This window comes from Microcystis sp. M169S2 (assembly GCF_020245865.1).
GTDB lineage: Bacteria > Cyanobacteriota > Cyanobacteriia > Cyanobacteriales > Microcystaceae > Microcystis > Microcystis ichthyoblabe_A.
In genome coordinates this window covers 1-24,053 of record NZ_JADBUB010000175.1, presented here as the reverse complement: position 1 = coordinate 24,053, position 24,053 = coordinate 1, and the positions used below count along the sequence as shown (strand labels likewise).

The 24,053-nt window shown below is 42.8% G+C and carries 20 protein-coding genes; 9 read left to right on the top strand and 11 right to left on the bottom strand.

What is annotated here, in order from left to right; all coding sequences use genetic code 11:
• Positions 1–34 precede the first annotated feature (34 nt).
• Positions 35–1,138, top strand: a complete 1,104-nt coding sequence (locus tag IM485_RS16960) for a CobW family GTP-binding protein (RefSeq protein ID WP_104395852.1) — start codon at positions 35–37, stop codon at positions 1,136–1,138.
• Between the two features lie 90 nt (positions 1,139–1,228).
• Here IM485_RS16960 and IM485_RS16955 read toward each other — a convergent pair whose 3' ends face one another.
• Positions 1,229–2,140, bottom strand: a complete 912-nt coding sequence (locus IM485_RS16955; protein ID WP_110580083.1) for a metal ABC transporter solute-binding protein, Zn/Mn family — start codon at positions 2,138–2,140, stop codon at positions 1,229–1,231.
• A gap of 134 nt (positions 2,141–2,274) precedes the next feature.
• Here IM485_RS16955 and thrS point away from each other — a divergent pair, with 134 nt between their 5' ends.
• Positions 2,275–4,074 (top strand): threonine--tRNA ligase, encoded by a 1,800-nt coding sequence (gene thrS, locus IM485_RS16950; RefSeq protein ID WP_287744513.1) that lies wholly within the window; start codon positions 2,275–2,277, stop codon positions 4,072–4,074.
• Between the two features lie 261 nt (positions 4,075–4,335).
• Here thrS and IM485_RS16945 read toward each other — a convergent pair whose 3' ends face one another.
• A complete protein-coding gene (locus IM485_RS16945; RefSeq protein ID WP_002743720.1) occupies positions 4,336–4,632 on the bottom strand; it encodes a DUF7219 family protein in 297 nt (98 codons plus the stop codon).
• A gap of 336 nt (positions 4,633–4,968) precedes the next feature.
• On the opposite strand from IM485_RS16945, the gene purC reads away from it, so the two are divergent.
• Complete coding sequence (gene purC / locus IM485_RS16940; RefSeq protein ID WP_287670111.1) at positions 4,969–5,694, top strand: phosphoribosylaminoimidazolesuccinocarboxamide synthase; 726 nt, start codon at positions 4,969–4,971, stop codon at positions 5,692–5,694.
• A 61-nt stretch (positions 5,695–5,755) separates the two neighbouring features.
• Complete coding sequence (gene coaE / locus IM485_RS16935; protein ID WP_287744510.1) at positions 5,756–6,337, top strand: dephospho-CoA kinase; 582 nt, start codon at positions 5,756–5,758, stop codon at positions 6,335–6,337.
• Positions 6,338–6,346: 9 nt separating this feature from the next.
• On the opposite strand, the gene IM485_RS16930 is transcribed toward coaE, so the two are convergent.
• The 3 genes from IM485_RS16930 to IM485_RS16920 form a co-directional block, all read right to left on the bottom strand.
• Entirely contained in the window at positions 6,347–7,177 is an 831-nt protein-coding gene (locus IM485_RS16930) for an energy-coupling factor transporter transmembrane component T family protein (RefSeq protein ID WP_194015133.1), read from the bottom strand.
• Between the two features lie 248 nt (positions 7,178–7,425).
• Entirely contained in the window at positions 7,426–9,594 is a 2,169-nt protein-coding gene (locus IM485_RS16925) for a lytic transglycosylase domain-containing protein (protein WP_104395847.1), read from the bottom strand.
• Between the two features lie 64 nt (positions 9,595–9,658).
• Positions 9,659–9,838: a hypothetical protein gene (locus IM485_RS16920; RefSeq protein ID WP_287744508.1), complete on the bottom strand. Its 180-nt coding sequence runs from the start codon at positions 9,836–9,838 to the stop codon at positions 9,659–9,661.
• 54 nt (positions 9,839–9,892) lie between these two features.
• On the opposite strand from IM485_RS16920, the gene cysC reads away from it, so the two are divergent.
• A complete protein-coding gene (cysC, locus tag IM485_RS16915; protein WP_104395846.1) occupies positions 9,893–10,438 on the top strand; it encodes an adenylyl-sulfate kinase in 546 nt (181 codons plus the stop codon).
• Between the two features lie 355 nt (positions 10,439–10,793).
• Complete coding sequence (locus IM485_RS16910) at positions 10,794–12,521, top strand: ABC transporter ATP-binding protein (protein WP_194018081.1); 1,728 nt, start codon at positions 10,794–10,796, stop codon at positions 12,519–12,521.
• 298 nt (positions 12,522–12,819) lie between these two features.
• Here the strand turns inward: IM485_RS16910 and IM485_RS16905 are convergent, their stop codons facing one another.
• Both IM485_RS16905 and hemE read right to left on the bottom strand, forming a co-directional pair.
• Complete coding sequence (locus tag IM485_RS16905; RefSeq protein ID WP_104395844.1) at positions 12,820–13,767, bottom strand: NAD-dependent epimerase/dehydratase family protein; 948 nt, start codon at positions 13,765–13,767, stop codon at positions 12,820–12,822.
• Between the two features lie 202 nt (positions 13,768–13,969).
• Positions 13,970–15,019 (bottom strand): uroporphyrinogen decarboxylase, encoded by a 1,050-nt coding sequence (gene hemE, locus IM485_RS16900; protein ID WP_194018434.1) that lies wholly within the window; start codon positions 15,017–15,019, stop codon positions 13,970–13,972.
• Between the two features lie 194 nt (positions 15,020–15,213).
• Here hemE and IM485_RS16895 point away from each other — a divergent pair, with 194 nt between their 5' ends.
• Both IM485_RS16895 and IM485_RS16890 read left to right on the top strand, forming a co-directional pair.
• Positions 15,214–15,546 carry a four helix bundle protein gene (locus IM485_RS16895; protein ID WP_104395842.1) on the top strand — a complete coding sequence of 111 codons (333 nt, stop codon included), beginning with the start codon at positions 15,214–15,216 and terminating at the stop codon, positions 15,544–15,546.
• A 25-nt stretch (positions 15,547–15,571) separates the two neighbouring features.
• Positions 15,572–15,733 (top strand): hypothetical protein, encoded by a 162-nt coding sequence (locus tag IM485_RS16890; RefSeq protein WP_287744504.1) that lies wholly within the window; start codon positions 15,572–15,574, stop codon positions 15,731–15,733.
• Here the strand turns inward: IM485_RS16890 and IM485_RS16885 are convergent.
• The 3 genes from IM485_RS16885 to IM485_RS16875 form a co-directional block, all read right to left on the bottom strand.
• Entirely contained in the window at positions 15,659–17,884 is a 2,226-nt protein-coding gene (locus IM485_RS16885) for a heavy metal translocating P-type ATPase (protein WP_287744503.1), read from the bottom strand. The genes IM485_RS16890 and IM485_RS16885 overlap by 75 nt on opposite strands.
• Before the next feature lie 183 nt (positions 17,885–18,067).
• A complete protein-coding gene (locus IM485_RS16880; protein ID WP_104395840.1) occupies positions 18,068–19,270 on the bottom strand; it encodes an S-layer homology domain-containing protein in 1,203 nt (400 codons plus the stop codon).
• Positions 19,271–19,300: 30 nt separating this feature from the next.
• Positions 19,301–20,524: an NAD(P)/FAD-dependent oxidoreductase gene (locus IM485_RS16875; RefSeq protein WP_287744479.1), complete on the bottom strand. Its 1,224-nt coding sequence runs from the start codon at positions 20,522–20,524 to the stop codon at positions 19,301–19,303.
• 151 nt (positions 20,525–20,675) lie between these two features.
• Between IM485_RS16875 and IM485_RS16870 the strand changes: the two genes are divergently transcribed.
• A complete protein-coding gene (locus IM485_RS16870) occupies positions 20,676–21,863 on the top strand; it encodes a glycosyltransferase (protein WP_287744477.1) in 1,188 nt (395 codons plus the stop codon).
• A gap of 162 nt (positions 21,864–22,025) precedes the next feature.
• On the opposite strand, the gene IM485_RS16865 is transcribed toward IM485_RS16870, so the two are convergent.
• Positions 22,026–24,053, bottom strand: a 2,028-nt coding sequence (locus IM485_RS16865) for a CHAT domain-containing protein (RefSeq protein WP_287744475.1), incomplete at its 5' end; no start/stop codon positions are given.

Here is a 24,053-nt window from a genome sequence, read left to right as displayed (position 1 = left end):
TTTTTAGTGACAGAATACTCACCCCCAAATTATTATGCAAACCGTCGAATCACAAGCTATTAACACGATGTCAGTGCCAAAAAAAGGGCTACCGGTAACAATTATTACTGGGTTTCTTGGTAGTGGTAAAACTACTCTTCTCAATCATATTCTCAGCAATCAACAGGGATTAAAAACTGCTGTTCTTGTCAATGAATTCGGTGAAATCGGTATCGATAACGAACTGATTATCAGTAGTGATGACAGCATGGTAGAATTAAATAATGGCTGTATTTGCTGCACGATTAACGAGGATTTAATTCAAGCGGTTTATAAAGTTCTCGAACGTCCCGAAAAAATCGATTATTTAGTCGTAGAAACCACGGGATTAGCCGATCCTTTACCGGTAGCTTTAACCTTTTTAGGGACAGAATTACGGGAAATGACCCGTTTAGATTCTATTGTCACTATGGTGGATTGTGCCAATTTCAGTCTCGATTTATTCAACTCGCAAGCGGCCTTAAGTCAAATCACCTACGGTGATATTATTGTTCTCAATAAAACCGATCTAGTGGATGAAGGGGATGTGGATTCTTTAGAAATAAGAATCCGGGACATGAAGGAAGGAGCGAGAATTCTTCGTACTAGCAAAAGTCAAGTCCCTTTACCCTTAATTCTCAGCGTCGGACTATTTGAATCGGATAAATATTTCGACACAGAAGAAGAACACCACGACCATCATCACCACGACCACGATCACGACCATTGCGATCATGATCGTGATCATGATCACGACCATGATCACGATCATGATCATCACGACCATTCCAATCATTTAGAGGTGGATGGATTTACTTCTATTTCCTTTGCTAGTGACCAACCTTTTTCGATTCGGAAGTTCCAATATTTCCTCGATAATCAGTTACCGGAAAGCGTTTTCCGCGCTAAGGGTATTCTCTGGTTTGATGAAAGTCCTAAACGTCATATTTTCCACCTCAGTGGTAAGCGTTTCACTCTCGAAGATGACGAATGGAAAGGTACTCCCAAAAATCAGCTAGTTCTTATCGGTCAAAATCTTGATCATGACACCCTAAAAGAACAGATTAACAATTGTCTCAGTTTACCTGCTGTCAATCGCGGTAAAGGATTCGGCAAATAAACCCCGTGGGGGTGTTAGCCTAGGGTAACGCACCCCCATCACCTAAATTCCCCACTACCCCACTTCCCCACTTCCCCCAATTATTTATTTTTATTCGGGTACTTTTCCCCCTAAAGATTCCACGATCGATCGAGTATTTTCTTTCAGCATTTTTACATAACTATCCCCCCTAGTACCCACCGCGCCGATCGAATCAGAATATAATTGTTGTGGTGCTAATTTTACCCCCGCTTCTTCGGCTACAGTGGTAATTAAAGTGGGGTTAATAGTCGTCTCGGCAAAGATAGCAGGAACCTGGAGATTTTTAATAGCATCGGCTAAGTTTTTCACCGTTTGGGCGCTTGGTTGTTCTTCGGTACTAATGCCAATTAAAGTTCCCGCTACTTTTAAACCATAGGCATGAGCATAATACTGAAAAGCGTCATGAGTGGTGACTAATTGTCTTTGGGAAGGGGGGATAGTTTCAATAGCCGCAGTAATCCAGATATCAAGATTTTCTAATTCTGCGATTAATTGGGCGGCATTTTGGGTAAAAATTTCTTTATCTTCGGGACTTAATTCAATCAATTGATCTCGGATTTTTTCCACCATGATTATACCATTTTTAGCCGAACCCCAAACGTGGGGATCGGGGACTTTCTGCCCCTCTTTTTCCAATTGTAAAGGCTTGATTGCTTCTCCCACAGCCACTTTTTTAGCTTTAATTCCCGTAGAATTGATCATTTTAATTAACCCCGGTTCGAGATTATAACCGTTATAGAGAATTAAATCGGCTTTTTCTAAAGCCACACTATCGGCGGGAACTGGTTCATAAACGTGGGGATCATCCCCTGGTTTTAAAATGTCTTGATGGTCAATTTCTTCACCGCCTACTCGTGCGGTTAAATCGGCGATAATTGTGCTAGTGGAGATTACCTTGGGTTTTTGGTTATCGGTGGTATTAACCGAAGGATTACAAGCAACCAATCCCAAAAATAAACAGGATAAAATTAGTTTTTTCATCGAGAAATAGAGATGAGGGGTTAGAGGTTAGAGATGAGGGGAAATGGCATTGATATCTATCCTGATTTTTTTCCTGACTAAAGACTCCTTTTACTATTAAAATAGAGAATAGAGAAGGTGTAAATTCAAAAGACATGGATAACCAAGCCCCGATTAAACTCCCGAAAACCAGCGAATCCGACCACCTCAAGCGCATTCGTCACACCACCTCCCATGTGATGGCCATGGCGGTGCAGAAATTATTCCCGAAAGCCCAAGTTACTATCGGGCCTTGGACTGAAACTGGATTCTACTACGATTTTGATGTGCCAGAACCTTTTACCGATAAGGATCTCAAGGAAATCAAAAAAGAGATGGTCAAAATTATCAATAAAAAACTGCCAGTGATTCGCGAGCAAGTTTCTCGGGAAGAGGCGGAAAAGCGCATTAAAGCGATTAATGAAGCCTATAAGCTGGAAATTCTGGCGGGAATTCAAGAACCCATCACCCTCTATCATCTTGGTGACGCTTGGTGGGATTTGTGCGCCGGTCCGCACCTAAGCAATACAAGTGAACTAGACCCGAAGGCGATCGAATTAGAGACGGTAGCGGGTGCTTATTGGCGCGGGGATGAGAATAAAGCCCAATTACAGCGCATTTACGGCACAGCTTGGGAAAATCCCCAACAATTAGCCGAATACAAGCGCCGCAAGGAAGAAGCACTAAAACGTGACCATCGGAAATTAGGCAAAGAATTAGGTTTATTTATTTTCTCTGATTCTGTCGGTCCTGGATTGCCTTTATGGACACCCAAAGGAACTTTAATTCGTTCTTTGTTAGAAGATTTTCTGAAAAAAGAACAGTTAAAACGCGGTTATTTACCCGTAGTTACTCCCCATATTGCTCGCGTCGATTTGTTTAAAATTTCTGGTCACTGGCAAAAGTACAAAGAAGATATGTTTCCCATGATGGCAGACGATGAGGAATCTGCTGGTAAAGAAATAGGATTTGTCCTCAAACCGATGAACTGTCCTTTTCATATTCAAATCTATAAAAGTGATTTGAGATCCTATCGGGAATTGCCGATGCGTTTGGCAGAATTCGGGACAGTTTATCGTTACGAACAATCGGGAGAATTGGGAGGATTAACTAGAGTTCGCGGTTTTACCGTCGATGATTCCCATTTGTTTGTCACTCCCGAACAATTAGACAAGGAATTTTTAAGCGTTGTTGATTTAATTTTGACGGTGTTTAAGAGTTTACAATTAAAGAATTTTAAGGCGCGATTGAGTTTTCGTGACCCCGAATCGGATAAGTATATCGGTTCCGATGACGCTTGGGAAAAGGCACAATCAGCGATTAGAAAAGCGGTGCAAACTTTGGGGATGGATTATTTTGAGGCTCCTGGAGAAGCGGCTTTTTACGGTCCAAAATTAGACTTTATTTTCCAAGATGCCCTCGAAAGAGAATGGCAGTTAGGAACGGTACAGGTAGATTATAATTTACCCGAACGTTTTGAACTAGAATATGTTGCCGAAGATGGTAATCGTAAACGTCCGGTGATGATTCATCGCGCCCCCTTTGGTTCTTTGGAACGTTTAATTGGTATTTTAATCGAAGAATACGCAGGCGATTTTCCTCTTTGGTTAGCTCCTGTCCAGATACGATTATTACCGGTTAGTGATACTCAATTGGATTACGCTAAAGAGGTGACAGCGAAAATGCAGTTGTTAGGAATTCGCGCCGAAACCGATACCAGTGGCGAACGTTTGGCTAAAATGATTCGCAATGCTGAAACTGAAAAAATCCCTGTGATGGCAGTGGTGGGGGCAAAGGAAATGGAAAGTAATAGTTTAAGTATTCGCACCCGTGCCACGGGCGATTTAGGAGTAATTAGCGTCGAGGAAGTGGTGGCAAAATTAGAAAATGCCATCCAAAATCACGGTAATTTTTAAGCGTTTGCTCATCTAATTCTATGGGGACAGAAAATATTTCTGTCCCAGTATTTTTGATCAACCCAGGAGATTTTTCGGGTGCATCTGATATTTGTGACTTTCTCTCACTTATGGTGAGCAGCAGCAGTTATTCAAAGAGGGCGAATGCAATTCGCCCCTACAATAATATTATTGCGCCAATAGTAGGGGCGCACCGCGTGCGCCCTGTAATATAGATATTTCTACAAAATTGAGATGCACCCGATTTTTCCTGATTATCCTTTAGGTATCATCATCTTTTTGAAAGGGATTTTCCCCAATGCCTAGGCCTTTTTTGCTCTGTTTTAAGTCTTTCCAGAGGGCTTTAATTTTTTGATAGGCTTCTAGAGAACTGATTTTGCCCCCCGTTTCCAGATTACAAATAAAACTGACTTTTTGGGCAAATTCCTGTAAATTGGCGTTAAATAGCAAGTTTTCTGGCTTAAATTCCCCATAGTAGGGGGCGCGAGGATAGAGAAAATCCTCCTTGCGGCGATCGGGGAGATTTGGGTTATCATCGTTAGGAGGATTCTGGTTCATAGGGCAACGGCGGGTAATTTTGCGGAATTTCTTTAGATTTTTCGGTAATGGTAATGGGAGATAATATCAGTTGTTGGCTATCATTGAGGATTTAAGTAGAAACTTGGCTGATTCGCCAAAAATTGACACTTAAATCGTGACACTTTTTGGCTATGGGTTAAGGTTCGGTCGCAAAATGTTGACAGTTATCTTTAAGCAGCAATTATACATTATTTTTTTCAACAATCATCTCCCCGATGATATAAATTTTTTGTCTAGGTTGATCGCCAAAATTTACTGCTGCCGCTATCTGATTAACCATCAATTTTTGTTTATCAATTGCCGAGGATGATAACTATGGAAAAACTCTATGAAGGTAAGGCCAAAATTCTCTATCAAACCGATGATCCCGATATTCTCCTCACTTATTACAAAGACGATGCCACGGCTTTTAATGCCCAAAAACGCGGGCAAATTGTCGGCAAAGGGGAAATTAACTGTACTGTCTCCACTGCCCTATTTCAATGGTTAGAATCCCTAGGAATACCTACCCATTATATTGATCGCCCTAGTTCTAGGGAAATGCGCGTCAAGGCGATTAAAATCATTCCCTTGGAGGTAGTAGTCAGAAATATCGCCGCCGGGAGTTTGTGCAAGCAAACGGGATTAAAGGAGGGGAAAGTTTTACCTTTTCCGCTTGTAGAATTTTACCTCAAGGATGACGCTTTGGGCGATCCTTTGTTAACGCCCGATCGCATAAAAGTGATCGATATTGCCAGCGAGGAGCAAGTCAATCAGTTACGAGATTTAGCCCTGCAAATCAATCAATATCTGCAAGAATTTTTCGATAAGTGCCAGATTATTCTCGTCGATTTCAAGTTAGAATTTGGAGTTGATAAAACGGGCAAAATTTATCTAGGTGATGAAATTAGCCCCGATACCTGTCGTCTCTGGGATAAAACCCAAGAGGATGCCCAAGCGCGCATTCTCGATAAGGATCGTTTTCGTCGCGATTTAGGAGATGTGGAAACTGCCTATCAAAAAGTACAAGCAAGAGTTTTACAACAGATAGAGAGTTTATAACTTTAGGGTGTGTTAGCGAGCGCGTAACGCACCTTAATTGAGATTAGCAATTTAATAATTTATGTCGAGAAGAATTATCGGGTTAACAGGGGGAATAGCTTGTGGTAAATCTACGGTTTCTAATTATTTAGAAAATATCTACAAAATTCCCGTCCTTGATGCGGATATTTATGCCCGGGAAGCAGTGGAAAAAGGTTCGGCAATTTTAGAGAGAATTTTTGTGCGTTATGGCAGAAAAGTTAAAACTGAGGATAATTCCCTTAATCGCCAACAGTTAGGAGAGATTATTTTTAATAATCCCGAGGAAAAAATCTGGTTAGAAAGTCAGATTCATCCCTACGTTAGAGAATGTTTTAAGCGGCATTTAGAGCAGTTAGAAGTCCCGATAGTTGTTTGTTCTATTCCTTTATTATTGGAAGCTAAATTAACCTATTTAGTCACAGAGATTTGGGTGGTTTCTTGCAGTTTCGATCAACAAATTCAACGCTTAATGACTAGAAATAACTTAACTAGAGAACAAGCGATCGCTCGGATTAATAATCAAATGCCTTTAGCCGAAAAAATTGCCTTAGCTGATATTGTTTTGGACAATTCTGGAGATTTAGAAGCTTTATATACCCAGATCGATCGAGCTATACAATAGGGATTAATTTTAAAACAGCCAGGCAAATTTTCCCACCCCGAATTTTACATAAAGAATAATTGCCAAAACCAATAAAAATAGAAAGCCAATAATTAATAAATAGTCTTTATTGGTTAAGATTGATTCCTGTAAAAATGTGCGATCAGGATCACCAGAGAAAGCCTTAGCTTGTAAAACTACCTCTAGTTTTTGCGATTTAGCCATAGCGTTTAAAATTAAAGGTACAGCGATGGAAGCATAAATTTTTCCTTTTTGCAGCCAACCCATTTTTTCTATTGCTAATCCTCGTAATCTTTGAGCAGAAATAATCGATCGAGATTCTTCTACTAGGAGAGGAAATAAGCGCAGGGTAGAGGAAAAAATAAAGACTATTTTGTAAGGAATTCTGGCTTTAGTTAAACTCACCATCATCTGATTTATATCAGTGGTAAAAATAGCGAGGGGAATAATTAAAACCATCGTGAGAGTTTTAAAGATAACATTTAAACCGTAGAGGGTTCCCTCCACAGTCATTTTAGTAGAACCGACAGTTAATAAGGGAGTTAATTCAGTTTTTCCCGTTAAAGCTTTTACCTGTTCCACATTAAAAAATCCCATGGTAATTAATAAGAATAGATAAAAGGGAGCCATGAATTTTAAAATAGTGAGGAGATAAGACCATTTTACCCCCGCCCAGAGACAAGCTAAAGCGACAATAAGAGTTAGAAAACCGCCAGCGAGAGGACTTTCCCAAGTAAAAGCGATGAGAGTAACCACGATCATCATGGTTAATTTTGTCCGAAAATCTAGGCGAGTAAAAGGAGAATCTCGATCGACGGTTTGCCAGTTAAATGATTGCATAATTAGGAAAAAAGTTAGTAAGTAGCTAGGTGTTAAAAACTGTCAGATGCCCCCCTTATTAAGGGGGATCCCCCCGCCTATCGGCACCCCCCTTATCAAGGGGGGCAGGGGGGATCGGCACACCCTTATTAAGGGGGGATTAAGGGGGGATCGGCACACCCTTATTAAGGGGGGATTAAGGGGGGATCTATCTTCAATTTAATTATAACTTTAAGGGAATGAGTTAATCACCCGTCCCCATTAATCCACTAGGAAGGGTTAGCAACTCTCTTCATTTGCTCTTGAATTTCGGGGTTATAAATCTGGAGATAATTCCAATAATTACCAAACACTGATTCTATATAACCCTTAGTTTCTCTAAAGGGAATATTCTCGACAAATTCATCGGGATCGCTAAAATCGAAACGCTGTCTCCATTTGGAAACTGCCCCAGGTCCAGCGTTATAACTAGCCACGGCAAAAAGTGAATTTCCGGCGAATTTGCCGTGGGTATAATCGAGATACCATGTCCCCATCATAATGTTATCTTCGGGATTAGTTAAAGAATAACTTTTATTGCCAGTATTACCCGCGATATATTTACCCGTATCGGGCATAATCTGCATTAATCCCACTGCCCCCACAGGAGAACGAATTTCTTTTTCAAAGCGGGATTCTTGCCGGATTAAAGCTGTCACTAGCAGGGGATTTAATTGTCTATCTTTAGACCATTGTAGGATGCTATCGTAGTAGGGAAAAGGGAATAAAGCGTGCCAGTATTTATCATTTTGTCGCAGGACTTTCCAGGCTTCCTTTTCCTCTGGGGTATCTCTTTCTCGCAAGCGCCAAATCAGGTTAATTCCTTCTAAATTTTGATTGCGAGAGAGTTTATAGACACCGAGGTTAAATTGTTCGTCAACGCTTAAATTCCAAGGATCAACAATTTCTGCTTGGAAGAGATTCCAAGCGTCCGTATCTTCACCAATTCGATATAATTCCTTGAAAGCTTCCGAACCGGCGGGGGGATCGTTACGGGTGGCGGGTTTGACGGTGGTAGGATTATAGGAGCGGACAGTGGTAAAATCCCCCACGTCCCAACCTAATAAAACCGCCGAGCGCCAAGCATAATAGGAATGGGGATGACGAGAAATAGTGTAGGTAAAAGCTTGTTTTGCTTCTTGGTTTTTGCCCAGTTTTTGCGCCCATTTTCCCACCCAAAAGGCCGCTTTCGGGGCAATTTGACTATCGGGATTATTAACCGCAATTGGCTGCGCCCACTGCCACGCCTTGGCGTAATCACCGGATTTAGCGGCTCTTTGGGCCATTAACCAGCGATAATCGGCGGCTTCGTCGGATTTTGGGTATTTATTTAATAAAGTTTGCCATGTTTGACTAGCGGCCTGGGCATTAGTTGAGTTGAGTAATTTGGCTTTCGCTTCCAAAGCTTCCGGAGCGCGATCGGGAAATTGCTTGACAATGCGATCGAGATATGCTATGGCATCGCGGTTAGGAGAAATTTGGGCGAGTCGCAGTAATCCCAAACCGGTTTCTGGGGCCTGGGGATAGGTTTTAATTAATTTTTGGTAAGCGCTGCGAGCTTCTGGCAGTTTTTTGGCAATTTGTAGCCCGCGGGCGTAACGATAGGCTTGTTCGGGGCTAGGAGTGGCTTTAGCGTAGGCTTTATAGGCTTTTTCGTACAATCCCGACTGCCAATAACCCGCCCCAATCATTGCCCAATCCGCCGGAGTTAACTGATTGGCGTAGTCTTTCACCAAACGATCGCGGGCCTGATTGAGGGTAGGATCAAAAGGATTAGCCTTGGCTAACTGTAACCATAGGGGAAATTGATCGGGATTTTCTTGAAGACGTTGGCGAATTAAAGCCAAAGTCCGCGGGTGTCGGGGGTATTCCTTGAGCAATTTTTCATGATAACTGGGGTCGTATTTGCCCAAAGAGTGGTAAGCTTCCGCCACTACGGGCGATTGGGGATAGGTTTTAATTAATTTTTGCCAAATTTCTCGCGCTTTTTCACTATCATTGCTTAATTCGTGGGCGCGTCCCTGTTTGAGGAGAATCTGGGGAGCGAGGACAGGATATTGTTTTTCTAAGCCTTCTAATTGTTTTAAAGCCGGACCGCCTTCATATTTTCTCAATAAATCCATGGCCAGGAGATAGCGGGCGCGACTACGATCTAAAGAGGGCGAGTTGGCATCGGCAACATCTTTTAACTTGACATCTCGCTCGGTTTGTGGTAAAGAAGCGCTATCAACCACGGCAGAGGGTTGGTTAGGATCTTGGCTAGGAAGCGACGCACTATTGCGATCGAGCCAAGCGAGAATTTTCGGGTGAAAGAGAAAGAGACTGGTGAGAGTAAAAAGGGCAACCCCAGAACCTAGTCCAAGAATGAGCGGGGTGTGAGGGGGGAATTTCTTAAACATTACCTTAATTCAAGACAGCAACTCAACATACATTATCAGTGATCGTGGTGACAGGTTGTTTGTTTCAACCAGCTTGGGGAAGTGGGGAAGTGGGGAAGTGGGGAAGTGGGGTGTGGGGTGTGGGGTGTGGGGTGTGGGGTGTGGGGTGTGGGGAGAATAAATAAAATAATCTCCTATCTCCTATCTCCTGACTCCTATCTCCTGACTCCTGACTCCTGACTCCTATCTCCTGACTCCTGATCACTGATCCCTGAGATATGGTACGCTAAACAGGATTTAAGTATTATTAATGATTACTATGAAACAGCGCGGCGTGACGGTTTGGTTAACGGGATTGAGCGGTGCGGGGAAAAGCACGATTACCGAGGCATTACAGGCAAAATTAATCGCTGAAGGTTATTCAATTGAGGTTCTCGATGGCGATATAGTACGGACGAACCTCACCAAAGGTTTAGGATTTAGTAAAGAGGATCGCGATGAAAATATCCGTCGCATTGGTTTTGTGTCTAATTTGCTCACCCGTCACGGTGTGATTGTCCTAGTTTCAGCTATTTCTCCCTATCGTGAGATTCGCGAGGAAGTACGGGGAAAAATCGGCAATTTTGTTGAAGTTTTCGTGAATGCTCCCTTAAGCGTCTGTGAGGAGCGCGATGTGAAAGGATTATACAAAAGAGCGCGTGCTGGCGAAATCAAGTCTTTTACGGGAATTGATGATCCCTATGAACCACCTTTTAACCCAGAAGTGGAATGCCGCACTGATTTAGAGACTTTAGAGGAAAGTGTCGCCAAAGTCTGGAACAAATTGACGGAATTAGGCTACATTCATCAAGCTGTGGCGGTTTGATCACAAAATAACTTTGTATTATTGGAAAATATCGTAGGGACGTGGACTAAAAACGTCTCTACACCCCAATTAACCCCTTAGGCAAATTTTTTAGTTAATCTCCTTTTCTTCAGTACCTAAGCAAGGTTAATTATACCCCTCACTAACCCTCTGGCCAAAGTGCAAGAGTGCCTAAACAGTAATCAGTGATCAGTAAACAGTGATCAGTAAACAGTGAAAAGACAGTAGGAAACTTCTATTTAATACTGCTCACTTAAAACTTAAATCTGATAACTGATAACTGATAACTGATAACTGTCTCGACTAGCAAATTAATTTTGCAGGAATACTTAATATTTAAAGGCGCTAAATTATTTTGAAATCTCGCTCTAGTTATTGGAACCTCATTCCCTATCTCCGTCCCCAAACCCAAACAATTATTTTGGCGTTCATCTGTACGATCGGATTTACGGTATTTTGGCCGATTTTAGCTTGGTTAGCTGGACAAATGGCCAGATATATCGGTGAGGGAAATGTGCAGGCATTGGCGACACTTTCGGGGGTGGGGGCAGTGGTTTTTTTACTGCGGGGAATGTCTCAGTATGGGCAAGATTCCCTGATGGCAAAAGCTTCTTTAAAAATTGCCCTGGAATTAAGAAAAAAAGTTTATGCACATCTGCAAACCCTCGGCTTAAATTACTTTGAAACAGCAAAAACTGGTGATTTATCCTATCGTTTAACGGAAGATATTGATCGCATTGGGGAAGTAATTAACAAATTTTTCCACGATTTTATTCCCTCAGCCTTACAGTTAATTGTCGTTTTTGCCTATATGTTTATTGTTAACTGGCAATTGACGATAGCTGTCATTATTATCGCCCCTTTGTTAGGAGTTTTGGTGGGATTTTTTGGTGAAAAATTATTACAATATGCTCGTCGCGCCCAAGCGAAAATATCTAACCTTTCTTCGTTATTAACCGAAGTTTTTGGCGGTATTCGCGTGGTGCAAGCTTTCGCAGCTGAAGATTATCAAACCGAGCTTTTTGCTCAAGAAGCGGAGGAAAATCGCCGCGCTCAATACCTATCAGAATCCACCAAAGCTTTACAATACGTCGTGGTGGGATTCTTACAAGCTCTCGGTGTCATCTTTTTATTCTTTCTCGCTGGTTGGCAAATTTCCCAAAAGAATTTAACTGGAATTGACTTTGTTAGTTATGTGGCAGCGGTGGCAATGTTAATCGATCCCATCGCCCATATTACCAGTAATTATAATCAATTTAAACAGGGGCAAGCCTCCATGGATCGGATTTTTGAATTGTTAGCTATTCTGCCAACAATTACGGAAAAACCCAACGCGATCAATCTGCAACCCCACAGCAAAGAAGTTGAATATTGTCAAGTAAATTTTTCTTACAATGAGGACAGACAGGTTTTAAAAAATATTAGTTTTACTGCACACGCTGGCGAAATGATTGCTTTAGTGGGAGCATCGGGAGCGGGAAAAACCACTTTAGTTAATCTTTTATTGCGTTTTTATGACCCCACTTCCGGCAAGATTTTAATCGATGGGGTGGATATTCGTGATGTGACTTTAAAAAGTCTCCGGCGACAAATTGGCGTAGTTTTGCAGGAAAATATTCTCTTTTCTGGTACTATAGCCCAAAATATCGCTTTTGGCCAGGGAGATTTTAATCTGCAAGAGGTAGAAAAAGCGGCAAAAATTGCCAACGCTCATCAATTTATCGGTGAACTTTCCCAGGGTTACTATACCTATGTGGGAGAAAGAGGTGTTAATTTATCGGGTGGACAAAGACAAAGAATCGCCATCGCGCGAGCGGTTTTATCTAATCCGAGAATTTTAATTTTAGATGAAGCAACTTCAGCGCTCGATTCGGAATCGGAAGCTTTAGTGCAGGAAGCTTTAGAAAGAATTATGACGGAGCGCACAGTATTTGTTATTGCTCACCGATTAGCAACTGTCAGAAAAGCTAACCGTATTTTAGTTTTAGAAAAGGGTGAAATTATCGAGGTGGGTAATCACGAGGAGTTATTAAATCTTAATGGTCGTTACGCTCAATTTCATGCTAGACAATTTCAAGATTAGTCTATTTGGTGTTAAGAGTTGGGCATTATTTCTGATTTTATCATTCAAGCCAAGTTTTTGGGGGGTAGAATCCCCCGAACCCCGGAGCGCATTAGTTTTTCGGTGGGATGCTTACACGCGGTTGTTCATATACTTGTACTAATTTAAGAGTCACCGATATAGCAGTTATCTTAATGGTGAGGTAGGAAGTTTTCGTTTTGGAAAGTCAGTTGCGGAATTAGGTTAGACTTCGTCTTTAGGGAAAACGCTGTAAGTATCCAGACAGAATTAATTACACATATTTTTCCGTCCCCTCTACTTAGGGTTTTTTTCGGGGAATTCCTCGCAGAGTTAAAACATCATCGAGGGTAGAACAATAGTTTTTTAAACCAAAATCGGCAGCAGTATAGGTTTTAATGTGGGTGAAGTGGCGATAATTCATGGCAAAACGGTCCCATGCTTCCATCTGCAAGTTAAAAACTTTGATAAAAAAGTTAGCAATGGTTAAAGATAAAGGAATGCGAAAGTAGATTTTTTTGTTTAAATAAGTGCAGATTTCCTCCACTGCTTGGTTAGCTGTTGTGCGTTGATTGCCTAGGACAATTTTGCTTTCTGGTGCGGGATTTTCGATTAAATAATTCACCACTTGAGCTATATCTTTGGCATGGATAAAATGAAAACTGCCATCAGCTTGAAACCAACGCACTAAACCGATATATTTCAACACATCCGGTAAACCACCATAGATATGAGAATAGGGTTTATTTTCGTCACCACCTAAGACAAAAGTGGGGTATAAAGTGATAATTTTATCGGCAATTTCTAGGTCAGTAAATTTGCTATAACAAATATATTTGGTGCGGATATAATTAGTTCCTATTTCCCCAGCTTCTGGCAAAAGTTGGTTATTTTGATTGAGAATGCTGGCAGTAGAAAAGTAGAGGACTTTCTCGCAGATTTGAGCATCTAAATAACTAATTAATTCTAGGGTTTTTACCACATTAATCTGATAACTTTCCTCCTCTCCTCCCCAACTGGTAGCGATTAAAACCGCTATATTTATTGTTTTTAAAAGATCGGCATATACCCCAATATTTTCCATATCGCCTAAAAGTATATGAACATTTGATCGCCCTTGGTAAGCAAATTTTAACTTCTCTGGATTACGCAATAAAAAATATAATTCATAGTCGGGATTTTCCAGTAAAATCTCAGCGATATAATGCCCAATACAGCCACTCACACCCGTTAGAAATATTTTTTTCATTATTTTAATTGATACGGCAGAATTTAGGGGACAGTGTGAAAGTCAAAAGTCAAAAGTCAAAAGTAAAAAGTAAAAAAGGGTGTTGGGGTTTTAGGGTTTTAGGGTTTTAGGGTTTTAGGGTTTTAGTTGAATTCCCCCATTTCCCCATTTCCCCATTCCCCCATTTCCACATTTCCCCATTTCCCCTGTTCCCTGAGTAACTTTATTGATAACTAAATCCTTTAGCGGTTTCAAAGAAGAAACGCACGTTATCTTCAGGAGTTCCCACCAAAACACCATGACCTAAATTGAGAATATGACCTTGATTACCCGCTTTACGAATAGTATCAAGAATCCGCTCGCGAATAAAGGACTGGGAACCGAATAAAACCCCCGGATCGATATTACCTTGAACCATCATCGATTTACCTAAACGCTGTCTCGCTTCCGCCATATCGACGGTCCAATCGACGCTCACAATATCAACCCCCGATTTACCCATTCTTTCCAAAACGCCAGCACTGCCACTAATGTAGAGAATTAAGGGTGTATCGGGATGGGTTTCTTTCACCAAACGAACTACTTTTTGTTGATAGGGTAAGGCAAAAACATCGTAATCTTGGGGAGTTAATTGACCCGCCCAAGAATCGAACATTTGTACCACTTGCGCCCCACAATCAATTTGATAACGGACATAGGTGGCGATCATATCCGCTAATTTATCTAAAAATTGGTGCAGTACCGAGGGTTCCGAAAAAGCCATCCCTTTAATCACAGAATAACTTTTAGAACCTTTCCCTTCCACTGCATAGGCTGCTAAAGTCCAAGGCGCTCCGACAAAACCGAGGACAGTGGATTTATTTCCCACCTCTTGACGCAGGGTTTTTAAAATCGTTTTGATAAAAGGTAAAGACTGATCGGGATCGAGGGGATTAAGTTGGTCCACCTGAGCTTGAGTACGAATGGGAGAATCGATAATCGGCCCCTTACTTTCGATAATATCAAAGGGAATACCAATTCCCGCCAGGGGAGTGAGGATATCGGAGAACATGATCACCCCATCTGGTTGAAAAGCGCGCCAAGGTTGCAGGGAGATTTCGATCGCTAAATCGGCATTTTCCGATCTTTCCCGAAAACTGGGGTATTTATCCCGCAATTCCCGATAAATCTGCATATAACGTCCTGCTTGTCTCATCATCCACACGGGAGGACGGGGTAAGATTTCTCCTTTGGCAGCGCGTAATAAATAAGGTATTTCAGGGGAGTCAGTCATATCAGGATGATTATTCTATTGCCTTTTCTACGGTATCATCCCCCGTACAGCTAATTTTTCTAGTTTTTCCTTAAGAATTGTTAACGAAAATTATCCCCCTTTGCATTGAAACTGGGTACTGGAAATTGTAGTACAATCTTTTGGGTTGAGACAGGGTGTAGAGTGTAGGCTATAGGGATAAGTTGATAAAATCTATGGCGGATTCAAAAATTCAATCTTACCGAGATTTAAGAGTTTGGCAGGAGGCCGTAAATTTAGCTGAAAGTTGCTATCGTCTCACTAAAACTTTTCCCAAAGAAGAGCTTTATGGGATGACAACACAGATTCGCCGAGCTTCGGTGTCAATAGCAGCGAATATTGCCGAGGGGTATGGACGCAAAACCCGGGGAGAATACATCCAATTTTTGTACATAGCTCAAGGTTCTCTCAAAGAGTTGGAGACTCATTGGTTAATCTCTCAAAGAGTTGAACTAGCTTCCCCTCAGAGCGTCAATCCTATTCTTAATCAATGTGAATCAGTAGGCTGACTCCTGCTAACTTTGATTCGCGCTCTTGAAAATAAATAACCCCCACACCCTACACCCCACACCCTACACCCCACACCCTACACCCTACACCCCACACCCTACACCCCACACCCTACACCCTGCTCCCCACCCTAGGATGAACTCGACGCAATCGCAAGGCATTCGTCACCACGGAAAGGGAACTTAAAGCCATGGCAGCACCGGCAATAATCGGATTGAGCAGAAAAGGATAGAGGACTCCGGCAGCGATGGGAATGGCAATCAAGTTATAAATAAAAGCAAAAAAGAGATTTTCTTTGATATTTCGCATTGTTGCCCGACTTAACTCAATAGCACTCACAATTCCCTGTAAATCTCCCGAAATTAAGGTTATATCGCTGGCGGCGATCGCTATATCTGTCCCCGTGCCAATGGCAATACCTAAGTCCGCTTGCGCCAATGCGATCGCATCATTGATACCATCGCCAACCATGGCGACTATTTTCCCTTTTTTCTGCAAATATTCAATTTTTTCGGCTTTTTCTTGGGGACGGAGTGCGGCAAAAAAGCGCCAGATACCCAACTCTCTGGCGATCGCTTCTGCGGTTTCGAGGTTGTCCCCCGTCATCATCATCACCTCTAAGCCCATTTTTTTGAGCTTGGCGACCACTGAGGAAGAAAAAGGTTTTAAAACGTCGGAAATGGCGATCACCCCCTCTAAACGCCCGTTAACCGCTATCCAAGCCACGGTTTTTTTCTGCCATTCCCAATCGTGGGCGACTTTTTTAAGAACTTTTGTTTCGATCCCTTGACTTTCTAACCATTGTTGTGTACCGATTTGCACTAAATCCGACCCGACTTTTCCCTGCACTCCTGACCCAGTTATTGAGTCAAATTCGGTTACTTCTAAGGTTTTAATCTGGTTTAACTGCCCATATCTAACTATTGCTTCTCCTAGCGGGTGTTCAGAATGATTCTCCACCGATACGACTAACTGCAGCAGCGATAATTCCCGTCCATCCCTCACCCCTTCGCGAGTCAAGAAGTCCGTCACCGTTGGTTTCCCCTGGGTGAGAGTTCCCGTTTTATCGAGGACAATAGTAGTAATACCCTGGGCTAATTCTAAACTTTCGGCATTTTTAATTAAAATTCCCTGTTTTGCTCCCTGTCCTGTTCCCACCATAATTGAGGTGGGTGTAGCTAATCCTAGCGCACAGGGACAAGCGATAATTAGGACTTCCACCATTGTAATCAAAGCGAGGGTGAGATTACCCGTGCGGAGAATCCAAAATAGGAAAGTTATTACGGCAATAATCATCACCACCGGCACAAAATAAGCAGTCACTCGATCGACTAATCTTTGTATAGGTGCTTTTGATGCTTGCGCGGTTTGCACTAATCGGACAATCTGAGCTAAAACCGTATCTTTTCCCACCCGCAACGCTTGCATTTGTAGGCTACCGGTTTTATTAATTGTCGCACCGATTACCTGTTGATTGACGGTTTTTCGCACGGGTAAACTTTCCCCTGTCACCATCGATTCATCAATGCTAGAACTGCCTTGGATAATTATGCCATCGACGGGAATTTTTTCTCCCGGACGCACTAAAATTATATCTCCTACCTTCACCTCTTCTATTGGTATATCTAGCGTCTGTTCTTCCCTAATTACCCTAGCAGTTTTTGCCTGTAATCCCATTAATTGTTTAATAGCGGCGGCCGTTTCTTTTCTGGCACGTTTTTCGAGGAAACGACCGAGTAAAATCAGAGTAATGACGATAGCTGATGCTTCGTAATAGACATGGGAATTAAACCCCTGTTTTTCGATAAAATCGCTCCCGAAGGTTAAAAACAGGGAATAAAAATAGGCGGCACTGGTTCCCAAAACTACTAAAGTGTCCATGGTGGCAGCGCGGTTTTTAAAGGCTTTCCACGCATTTTTATAAAAACTTTGACCACACCAAAATTGGACGGGAGTAGCGAGAATTAATTGTAATAAGGGAGCGTGTAACCAGTGGGGAATAAAAGATAGAGATAAACCGGTCATCATCGGCAAAGAACCGATAAAAAGTATAATACTAATAACAATAGCGATCGATAGTTTAGTGAGAAGTTCTTTTTCTGGCCTGGATTCGAGATTAATTTCCGTTATCGGTGTAGCTTGGAAACCGGCATCCCTAACTTTTGCTTGAATAGTGTTAAGATCGGTACGCTTGGGATCATAGTCCACATCCACCTGTTCCATGCCAAAATTAACTTGACATTGAATCACTCCGGGGATAGATTTAATTATCCGTTCGATCGAATCAGCACAACCAGCGCAACTCATCCCGGCGAGTTTGAGAGTTTGATGGGTCATAATTTTAATAGCAGCGGAAGTCAGCAAGAAAATCCCCTGCAGCAGAGTTATATCTTTAGGATAAAATATTCCCCTAGCTGCAGGGTCAAGAATCCTCTGTTAATTTTTCTGAATAGATATGAAGAAATGTCAAAAAGAGTGCTTATATTTTCCTAACACACCCTTAATTTTTGTGGACAAATTTCAATTAACCCCACTCTGTTGCGTATCTTGACCCTGCAAAGCATCGGCAGCGGAAACACCATCACCCTGAAAACCAAAATACCATAAAGTAGCGGCAGCTTCAGCGCGAGTTACTGGTCTTTTTGGCTGAAATAGGGTAGTAAAACCAAAAACTCGCCGAATATTGGCTTGTTCGGCATTTTGAAAATCGGCATAAAGAGCGCGCACCAGCTGCGGGTTAATTTTGTTAGTATCCTGAAAACCCCAAGTATTTTTAATCGTATCAAGATTGGCGCTCGGTAAAGCTTTTCTGATATCTAATGGCACTTTCCACGCGATTAAATCTTCCCGGGTTAAAGGAGCATTGGGACGGAATAAAAGGGAGCTACTATCTCCCGTTAAGGGAGAGGGAATTAACCCCGCTTCCGCTAATCCTTGAATATAAATATAATCGAGATCGTTATTTTTAACATCACTAAAAGCTGGGGAACTATTGGGAGTAGCTAAACGGATTTGTTTACCCGCTACATTAGCATAAATGGCATTATTAGCCTGTAATAACCAGCGAGCAAATTCTCGGCGCGTTATTGTATTATTAGGGTTAAACTGATTGTTATTGCCTGTTAATACTCCTAATCTAGCTAAGTCTTGAATGTGGCTTTTTAAGGGATTAGGTAAGGATTCGAGATCGTTAAAACTGGTGGGATTAAGATTGGGTAACGGGGAAGAAATAGGGGAGGGACTAGGGGAAGCAATCGGGGTTCCCGTTGGACGATAATCGAGGCTATATTCGGTATTGGGAGAAGTGGCAGTTATGGTGATAGTTAATTCTAAATTATCTCGACGGGCCGTTAGGGTACTATTGACTCCTTCCCCAGAAAAGGGAGTGATAATTTCCCAATTATTATTAACTAATTCCTGTTGATAAAAAGCCTCAATCGCATTGCTGGGATCGTTGGATTGCCAACGGGTTTGTCCACCAGTATTATCAGGATTTGTCTGCACGGATAATAATTCTGATTGACTATATCGAGGAATTTCTGCGGGAAAATTTGCGGGTAATTGCTGGTTATTAGGAGAGTTTTCTGGTATGGGATTTGTTTGTAGATTAGGATCGGCAGCCAGACGATTTTCTAGGGCAGGATTGCCACTACAGGCTGCTAAAATACCCAGCAGGGTGATCATTGTACTGTAGCGAATAAACTTACTCACGGTCTTTACCAATATTGTTTCCTTAGCTTTATCCTAGCCTATTTATCCGGGGTTTTGACTAGGGAAAATTCGGTGCCACCATTGACGTAATTTCCCCAGCAGAAATCCTCCTAACCCTTTTGTGTATTTTTCAAATTTGTAGTAAAATAAAATGTCGATTATATCCTGAGTGGAAAGATACTTGAGATAGGATACTCCTTGATCTATACGCGCATCACTATATTCTAAATAAACTTTGCGACTGAGGCGATCGGATAAATTCCATTTTGGTTGAAAATATTCTTGCATCCGCTGTTGATAAAGTCCAAAACTGCTCGATTTTCCCTGTAAATATTCCTCCATGTATTGACAAGCAATTTCGGCTCCTTTCATCGCGTGTCTAATTCCCTCTCCTCCTAAAGCATTGATAGTTGAAACTGCATCACCTATGGCGATAATATTTGGTTGTTTATAGTAAATATCTTGCAATCCACAGGAATATTCTACGATGGAACCGTGTTGATCTAGTAAATCGTAATTATCTAACTTCATGTAGTTTTTTATTATCTCGATAATATAACTTTTTAAAGGCTTAACTTCAGAAACATAGGGATGTTCTCCCTCTAACCAAGCCGCTCCTATTTTTAATTGCTGGTTATCCATAGGAAAAATCCAGCCATAACCTTTAGGACTCCATTTATGACCTAGAAAAAACACTAAATTATCTTGATATTTTTGATAATCTACTTCTGGCACAGTAATTAAATATTCAATGCCCACTGCTTTTAGAAAATCAGGTTTTTCTCGTCTATGTTTATACATAACTGCTCTAGCGTATCCCGTGGCATCAACCAATAAACGAGTAGTAACTGTCTCGATTTTCTCGCCTTTTGATTTCAAGAAAACAGTTAGCTGATCCTCCATCTGTTGATATTTCAGATAACGACAACCTAAACGAACTTCTCCCCCCAAACGCAGCACTTCTGCGGCTAAAAACTCTCGCAATTTGGCAAAATCAAAAACTACCCCTAAAGGTTGCGGTGATGACCAAAAATGATGTATGCTGGTGGAGATGATTTCGATATTTTTCCAAAACCTAGCCACCACGGTTTCGGGGAGATTGAATTGTTCTAAAATTTCTAGGGGAGAAGCGGCACTAGAAAAATTATTATCTTGCCAACTAGAATGTTGTTCCACCAAAAGAACACGATAACCTTTTTCACTTAATAATCTACCACAGTGACCTCCCGCCGGTCCGCCCCCAATAATTACGACATCATAATCCATGATTTACGCCCTCGCCTAATCTTGCTAACTTGCTTTTATTTTACCCTAAATGCCCTCTGTTAAACCCCAAACTGGTTAAGCTGTTGTGCATCTAAATTTGATACTCTTTTTAAACTGTTCCCCATTCCCTCATCAAAAGGCCGACTAGCTTATGACATTTTTCTTATTATTAGTTACTTCTCTATCGCTGATAATTTGGTTATATTTAATCTTAGCCAGGGGACAATTTTGGCTATCTAACCAAAAAATTAATCCTGTCACTTCTCCCTTAACAAATTATCCAAAAGTCTCGGCAATCATCCCCGCACGAAACGAAGCCGACGTTTTACCTACCAGTTTAACTTCCCTCTTTAACCAAGATTATCAAGGAGAATTTTCGATTATTTTAATTGACGATCAAAGCAGTGATGACACGGGAACAGTTGCTCAAGAAATTGCCGATAAATATCATAAATCTTACCAAATAACTATTATTTCTGGACAACCTTTAGAGATAGGATGGACAGGTAAATTATGGGCAATGAAACAGGGAATAAAAGAGGCTACCGAGAAATTCGCTCCCGATTATTTTCTCTTCACCGATGCCGATATTGCCCACGCAGCAGATAATTTAACCCAATTAGTTACTAAAGCAGTACAGGAAAAACAAGCTTTAGTTTCCCTGATGGTGTTGCTACGCTGTGACAGTTTTTGGGAAAAGTTTCTTATTCCTGCCTTTGTTTTTTTCTTCGAGAAACTCTATCCTTTTCCCCTAGTTAATAATCCTAATTCCCCGATAGCAGCCGCCGCCGGGGGTTGCATTTTAATTCGCCGAGATATCCTAGAAAAAATTGGCGGTATTGAGATTCTTAAACAAGCTTTAATTGATGATTGTTCTTTGGCGATTGCGGTTAAAAAATATCTGCAAAATCACCCAGAAAATAACGAGAGTTCCATCTGGTTAGGATTAACAGAAAGCACCTATAGTCTCCGTCCCTATCCCGATTTAGCCAGCATTTGGAATATGGTAGCCCGCACCGCCTTCACACAACTAAATTACTCAACACTTTGGTTAATTGGCACAATTTTCGGGATGTTTTTAACCTATTTAGCCGCCCCCTTGGGTTTAATCTGGGGATTGGTCTTAAAAGAAACATCAATTATCATAATTAGCGCCGTCACCTTATTACTAATCGCCCTCTCCTATAGCCCGACTTTAAGACTATATAAATTATCCCCCCTGCGGGCTTTAACTTTACCCCTAATTGCCCTCTTTTATAGTTTAATGACCGTTGATTCTGCCCTGCGTTATTGGCGCGGTCAAGGGGGAGGTTGGAAAGGGCGAGTTTATCCTAATTAGGGTCTGCTGAATAATGGTAAAACCCTTTTAAAATAGGGCTATAGATAAGAACTCTTGCAAATTAATTATACCGCACAGAAAACGGGTTTCTCCGAGAAACCCGTTTTCTGCTCATGCAATAGGTGTGGTGCGTTACTTGCAACAAGGAAATAATTCCTAATTTTAAGGAAGTCCCAGACAATAGAACGCCCCCCAGTAACGATAATCCTGAAAAGGCACTGCGTCGGGAGCAAAATTGCCAAGCCACTTGATCAATTCGCCGATTTTCTGATAATTGGCTTGAGCAGCATTGACGTTGGGATCCTTAGTTTGGCGCATTTGTCGCCAAGTCTGGAAAGCCTGCTGATAATCGGCTGTCAAACGGTCCCGCCAGTCTTTTTGGCAAGTCTCCCGCAACGCTTGACGAGCCTGATGTAGAGCCGTTAAACGTTCCTCTCCGGCCCGCCGTGCGCGGTGGTACTCCCGCGAAAACAGCGCCGTAGCTAGATCAGTCACCGCCCAATGACTACTAATCACAGCACGAGCGCCCCCCAGCAGAAAGCCTGTACCTAAGCTGAGGGGTTCGTCCAGTAATTCCCGTCGCAGGTTTCCCTCTTCATCTCGGGAAGTGGCAAAACTGAGACCGGTTTCACAACAGGAGAGAAACACTTCCAACAATTCGGGGAAACGCCACAGGGGACTAAGTAAATCCCGGAGGGTGACTTTTTGCTCCCCGTCTAGGACGAGGTGGGAGTTGAGGGGATCATCGGGGCGGCTGGTGGCGTGGTGGCTGGAGAGCAAAGCCTGCACTTGTTTCAGCAATTGCAGATAAGAGTCGGGGGTGACAGTGCGCCCCTGTAGCCGCCGTTGGCGAGGCACATTCCAGGTTTGGGCGACCCACTCACACTCTAGGGGAGTATAGGGCAAATCCTCTGTGGTGTTTTCCACAATCCCCAGGGTGTCGGGAGTGGGTTGCGATCGCTCTTTGCACAGTCCGAGAATTTTCGTACTGGGGACAAACTGAAGGCGAAAGCGATCGCCCAGTAGTTGGCCTTGGGCGGTGGGTAGAAGGTCGAAGGGAATTTGGTGCAGGAACAGGTGGGGAATCAGGATTAACTCAGTGATGCCCTGGAGGTGCTGTTGGATGAGGGTGTCGAATTGCAGGCGGGTTGCCAGTTCTTGCAGACGAGTGGCCATAGCTTGGTGCCACTCATCCCGACGCTGCTGGCGGGATTGGGGGGTCTCTGCTTGATTAATCGCAATGTAGGGGATAACCCAGTTGACGATCAGCCAGTTTTGCAGGTCGTTGGCGGACTCCGGGGGATTGGGAATAGTGTGGCAGTTGACCCCTTCCCCGCCATCCCGGGAGGGGCGACGCAGGACAAAGATGTGGGTATGGGTGGCGGTGGTGTAGAAGCTGAGGAGGGCAGTCTGGGGAGATGGAAGCAGCGCCGTTAGCTCATCGAGTCGGGGTTGGGGTTGGGGTTGCTGAAGTTGGGCGGTGATGGCATCAAAGCGGTAGAGAGCGTCCCAGGCTTGACGTTCAGCGGCTTCGGCGGCGTAGAGTTGTTCTGTGACAAAGCTGGCGCGGGTGTTACCGATGGGGTAGGGTTGGGGTTTCTGGGTGAATCCGGGCTGGTCGAGGGGGTTTTGACGGAGTTGGGATTGGATCTGACGGCTATCCTTAACCTGCTGATACCAGGCTTGGATCTCTGGGGGAACGCGCCCATCGGCGTAGAGGTCGCCCACAGCGATCAGGTCGGCGAGGCGTTTGGAGCGGGAACGTTCGACGGTTCGCAGCGCCAGGGAGAGGTCGCCTTGGTTAACGGCGGCTTGGATTAGGTTTTCATAAACGCCGATGGACTCGCGGACAATCTCTTGGCGAAGGGCTTCACTGGTTGCCCAGGCGCGGCTTTGTTCAACGGCTTCCACGGCGACGGTGTAGCCTTCGATGGCAATGTCCCACCAACCCTGCTGGAAACCGAGATTGCCTAAGTTGCGCCCAGTTCTCAGGGTGTCAGCAGGTAAGAGAGCGGGGTTGAGAAAGGAAAGTGCTTCTCGATAATTGGCGATCGCCCGTTCTAGGTTGGCTACCGGCTCTTTCCCTAGTTCGGCTTGGGTGCGGTAGGCTACGCCCAGATTAGTGAGGGTTTGGGCTAAATCCCTTTCTAATCCGGGTTGGCGGCTGATGGTGGTGGCTTCGGTATAGGC

What these genes read in the sequence shown, in the direction of transcription:
- IM485_RS16945 (WP_002743720.1), bottom strand. Translation starts at nt 4,632, where the DNA reads ATGAACCAGAATCCTCCTAACGATGATAACCCAAATCTCCCCGATCGC.
- IM485_RS16960 (WP_104395852.1), top strand. Translation starts at nt 35, where the DNA reads ATGCAAACCGTCGAATCACAAGCTATTAACACGATGTCAGTGCCAAAA.
- IM485_RS16895 (WP_104395842.1), top strand. Translation starts at nt 15,214, where the DNA reads ATGGCGGATTCAAAAATTCAATCTTACCGAGATTTAAGAGTTTGGCAG.
- cysC (WP_104395846.1), top strand. Translation starts at nt 9,893, where the DNA reads ATGAAACAGCGCGGCGTGACGGTTTGGTTAACGGGATTGAGCGGTGCG.
- IM485_RS16955 (WP_110580083.1), bottom strand. Translation starts at nt 2,140, where the DNA reads ATGAAAAAACTAATTTTATCCTGTTTATTTTTGGGATTGGTTGCTTGT.
- IM485_RS16930 (WP_194015133.1), bottom strand. Translation starts at nt 7,177, where the DNA reads ATGCAATCATTTAACTGGCAAACCGTCGATCGAGATTCTCCTTTTACT.
- IM485_RS16875 (WP_287744479.1), bottom strand. Translation starts at nt 20,524, where the DNA reads ATGGATTATGATGTCGTAATTATTGGGGGCGGACCGGCGGGAGGTCAC.
- purC (WP_287670111.1), top strand. Translation starts at nt 4,969, where the DNA reads ATGGAAAAACTCTATGAAGGTAAGGCCAAAATTCTCTATCAAACCGAT.
- IM485_RS16870 (WP_287744477.1), top strand. Translation starts at nt 20,676, where the DNA reads ATGACATTTTTCTTATTATTAGTTACTTCTCTATCGCTGATAATTTGG.
- IM485_RS16925 (WP_104395847.1), bottom strand. Translation starts at nt 9,594, where the DNA reads ATGTTTAAGAAATTCCCCCCTCACACCCCGCTCATTCTTGGACTAGGT.
- hemE (WP_194018434.1), bottom strand. Translation starts at nt 15,019, where the DNA reads ATGACTGACTCCCCTGAAATACCTTATTTATTACGCGCTGCCAAAGGA.
- thrS (WP_287744513.1), top strand. Translation starts at nt 2,275, where the DNA reads ATGGATAACCAAGCCCCGATTAAACTCCCGAAAACCAGCGAATCCGAC.
- coaE (WP_287744510.1), top strand. Translation starts at nt 5,756, where the DNA reads ATGTCGAGAAGAATTATCGGGTTAACAGGGGGAATAGCTTGTGGTAAA.
- IM485_RS16885 (WP_287744503.1), bottom strand. Translation starts at nt 17,884, where the DNA reads ATGACCCATCAAACTCTCAAACTCGCCGGGATGAGTTGCGCTGGTTGT.
- IM485_RS16905 (WP_104395844.1), bottom strand. Translation starts at nt 13,767, where the DNA reads ATGAAAAAAATATTTCTAACGGGTGTGAGTGGCTGTATTGGGCATTAT.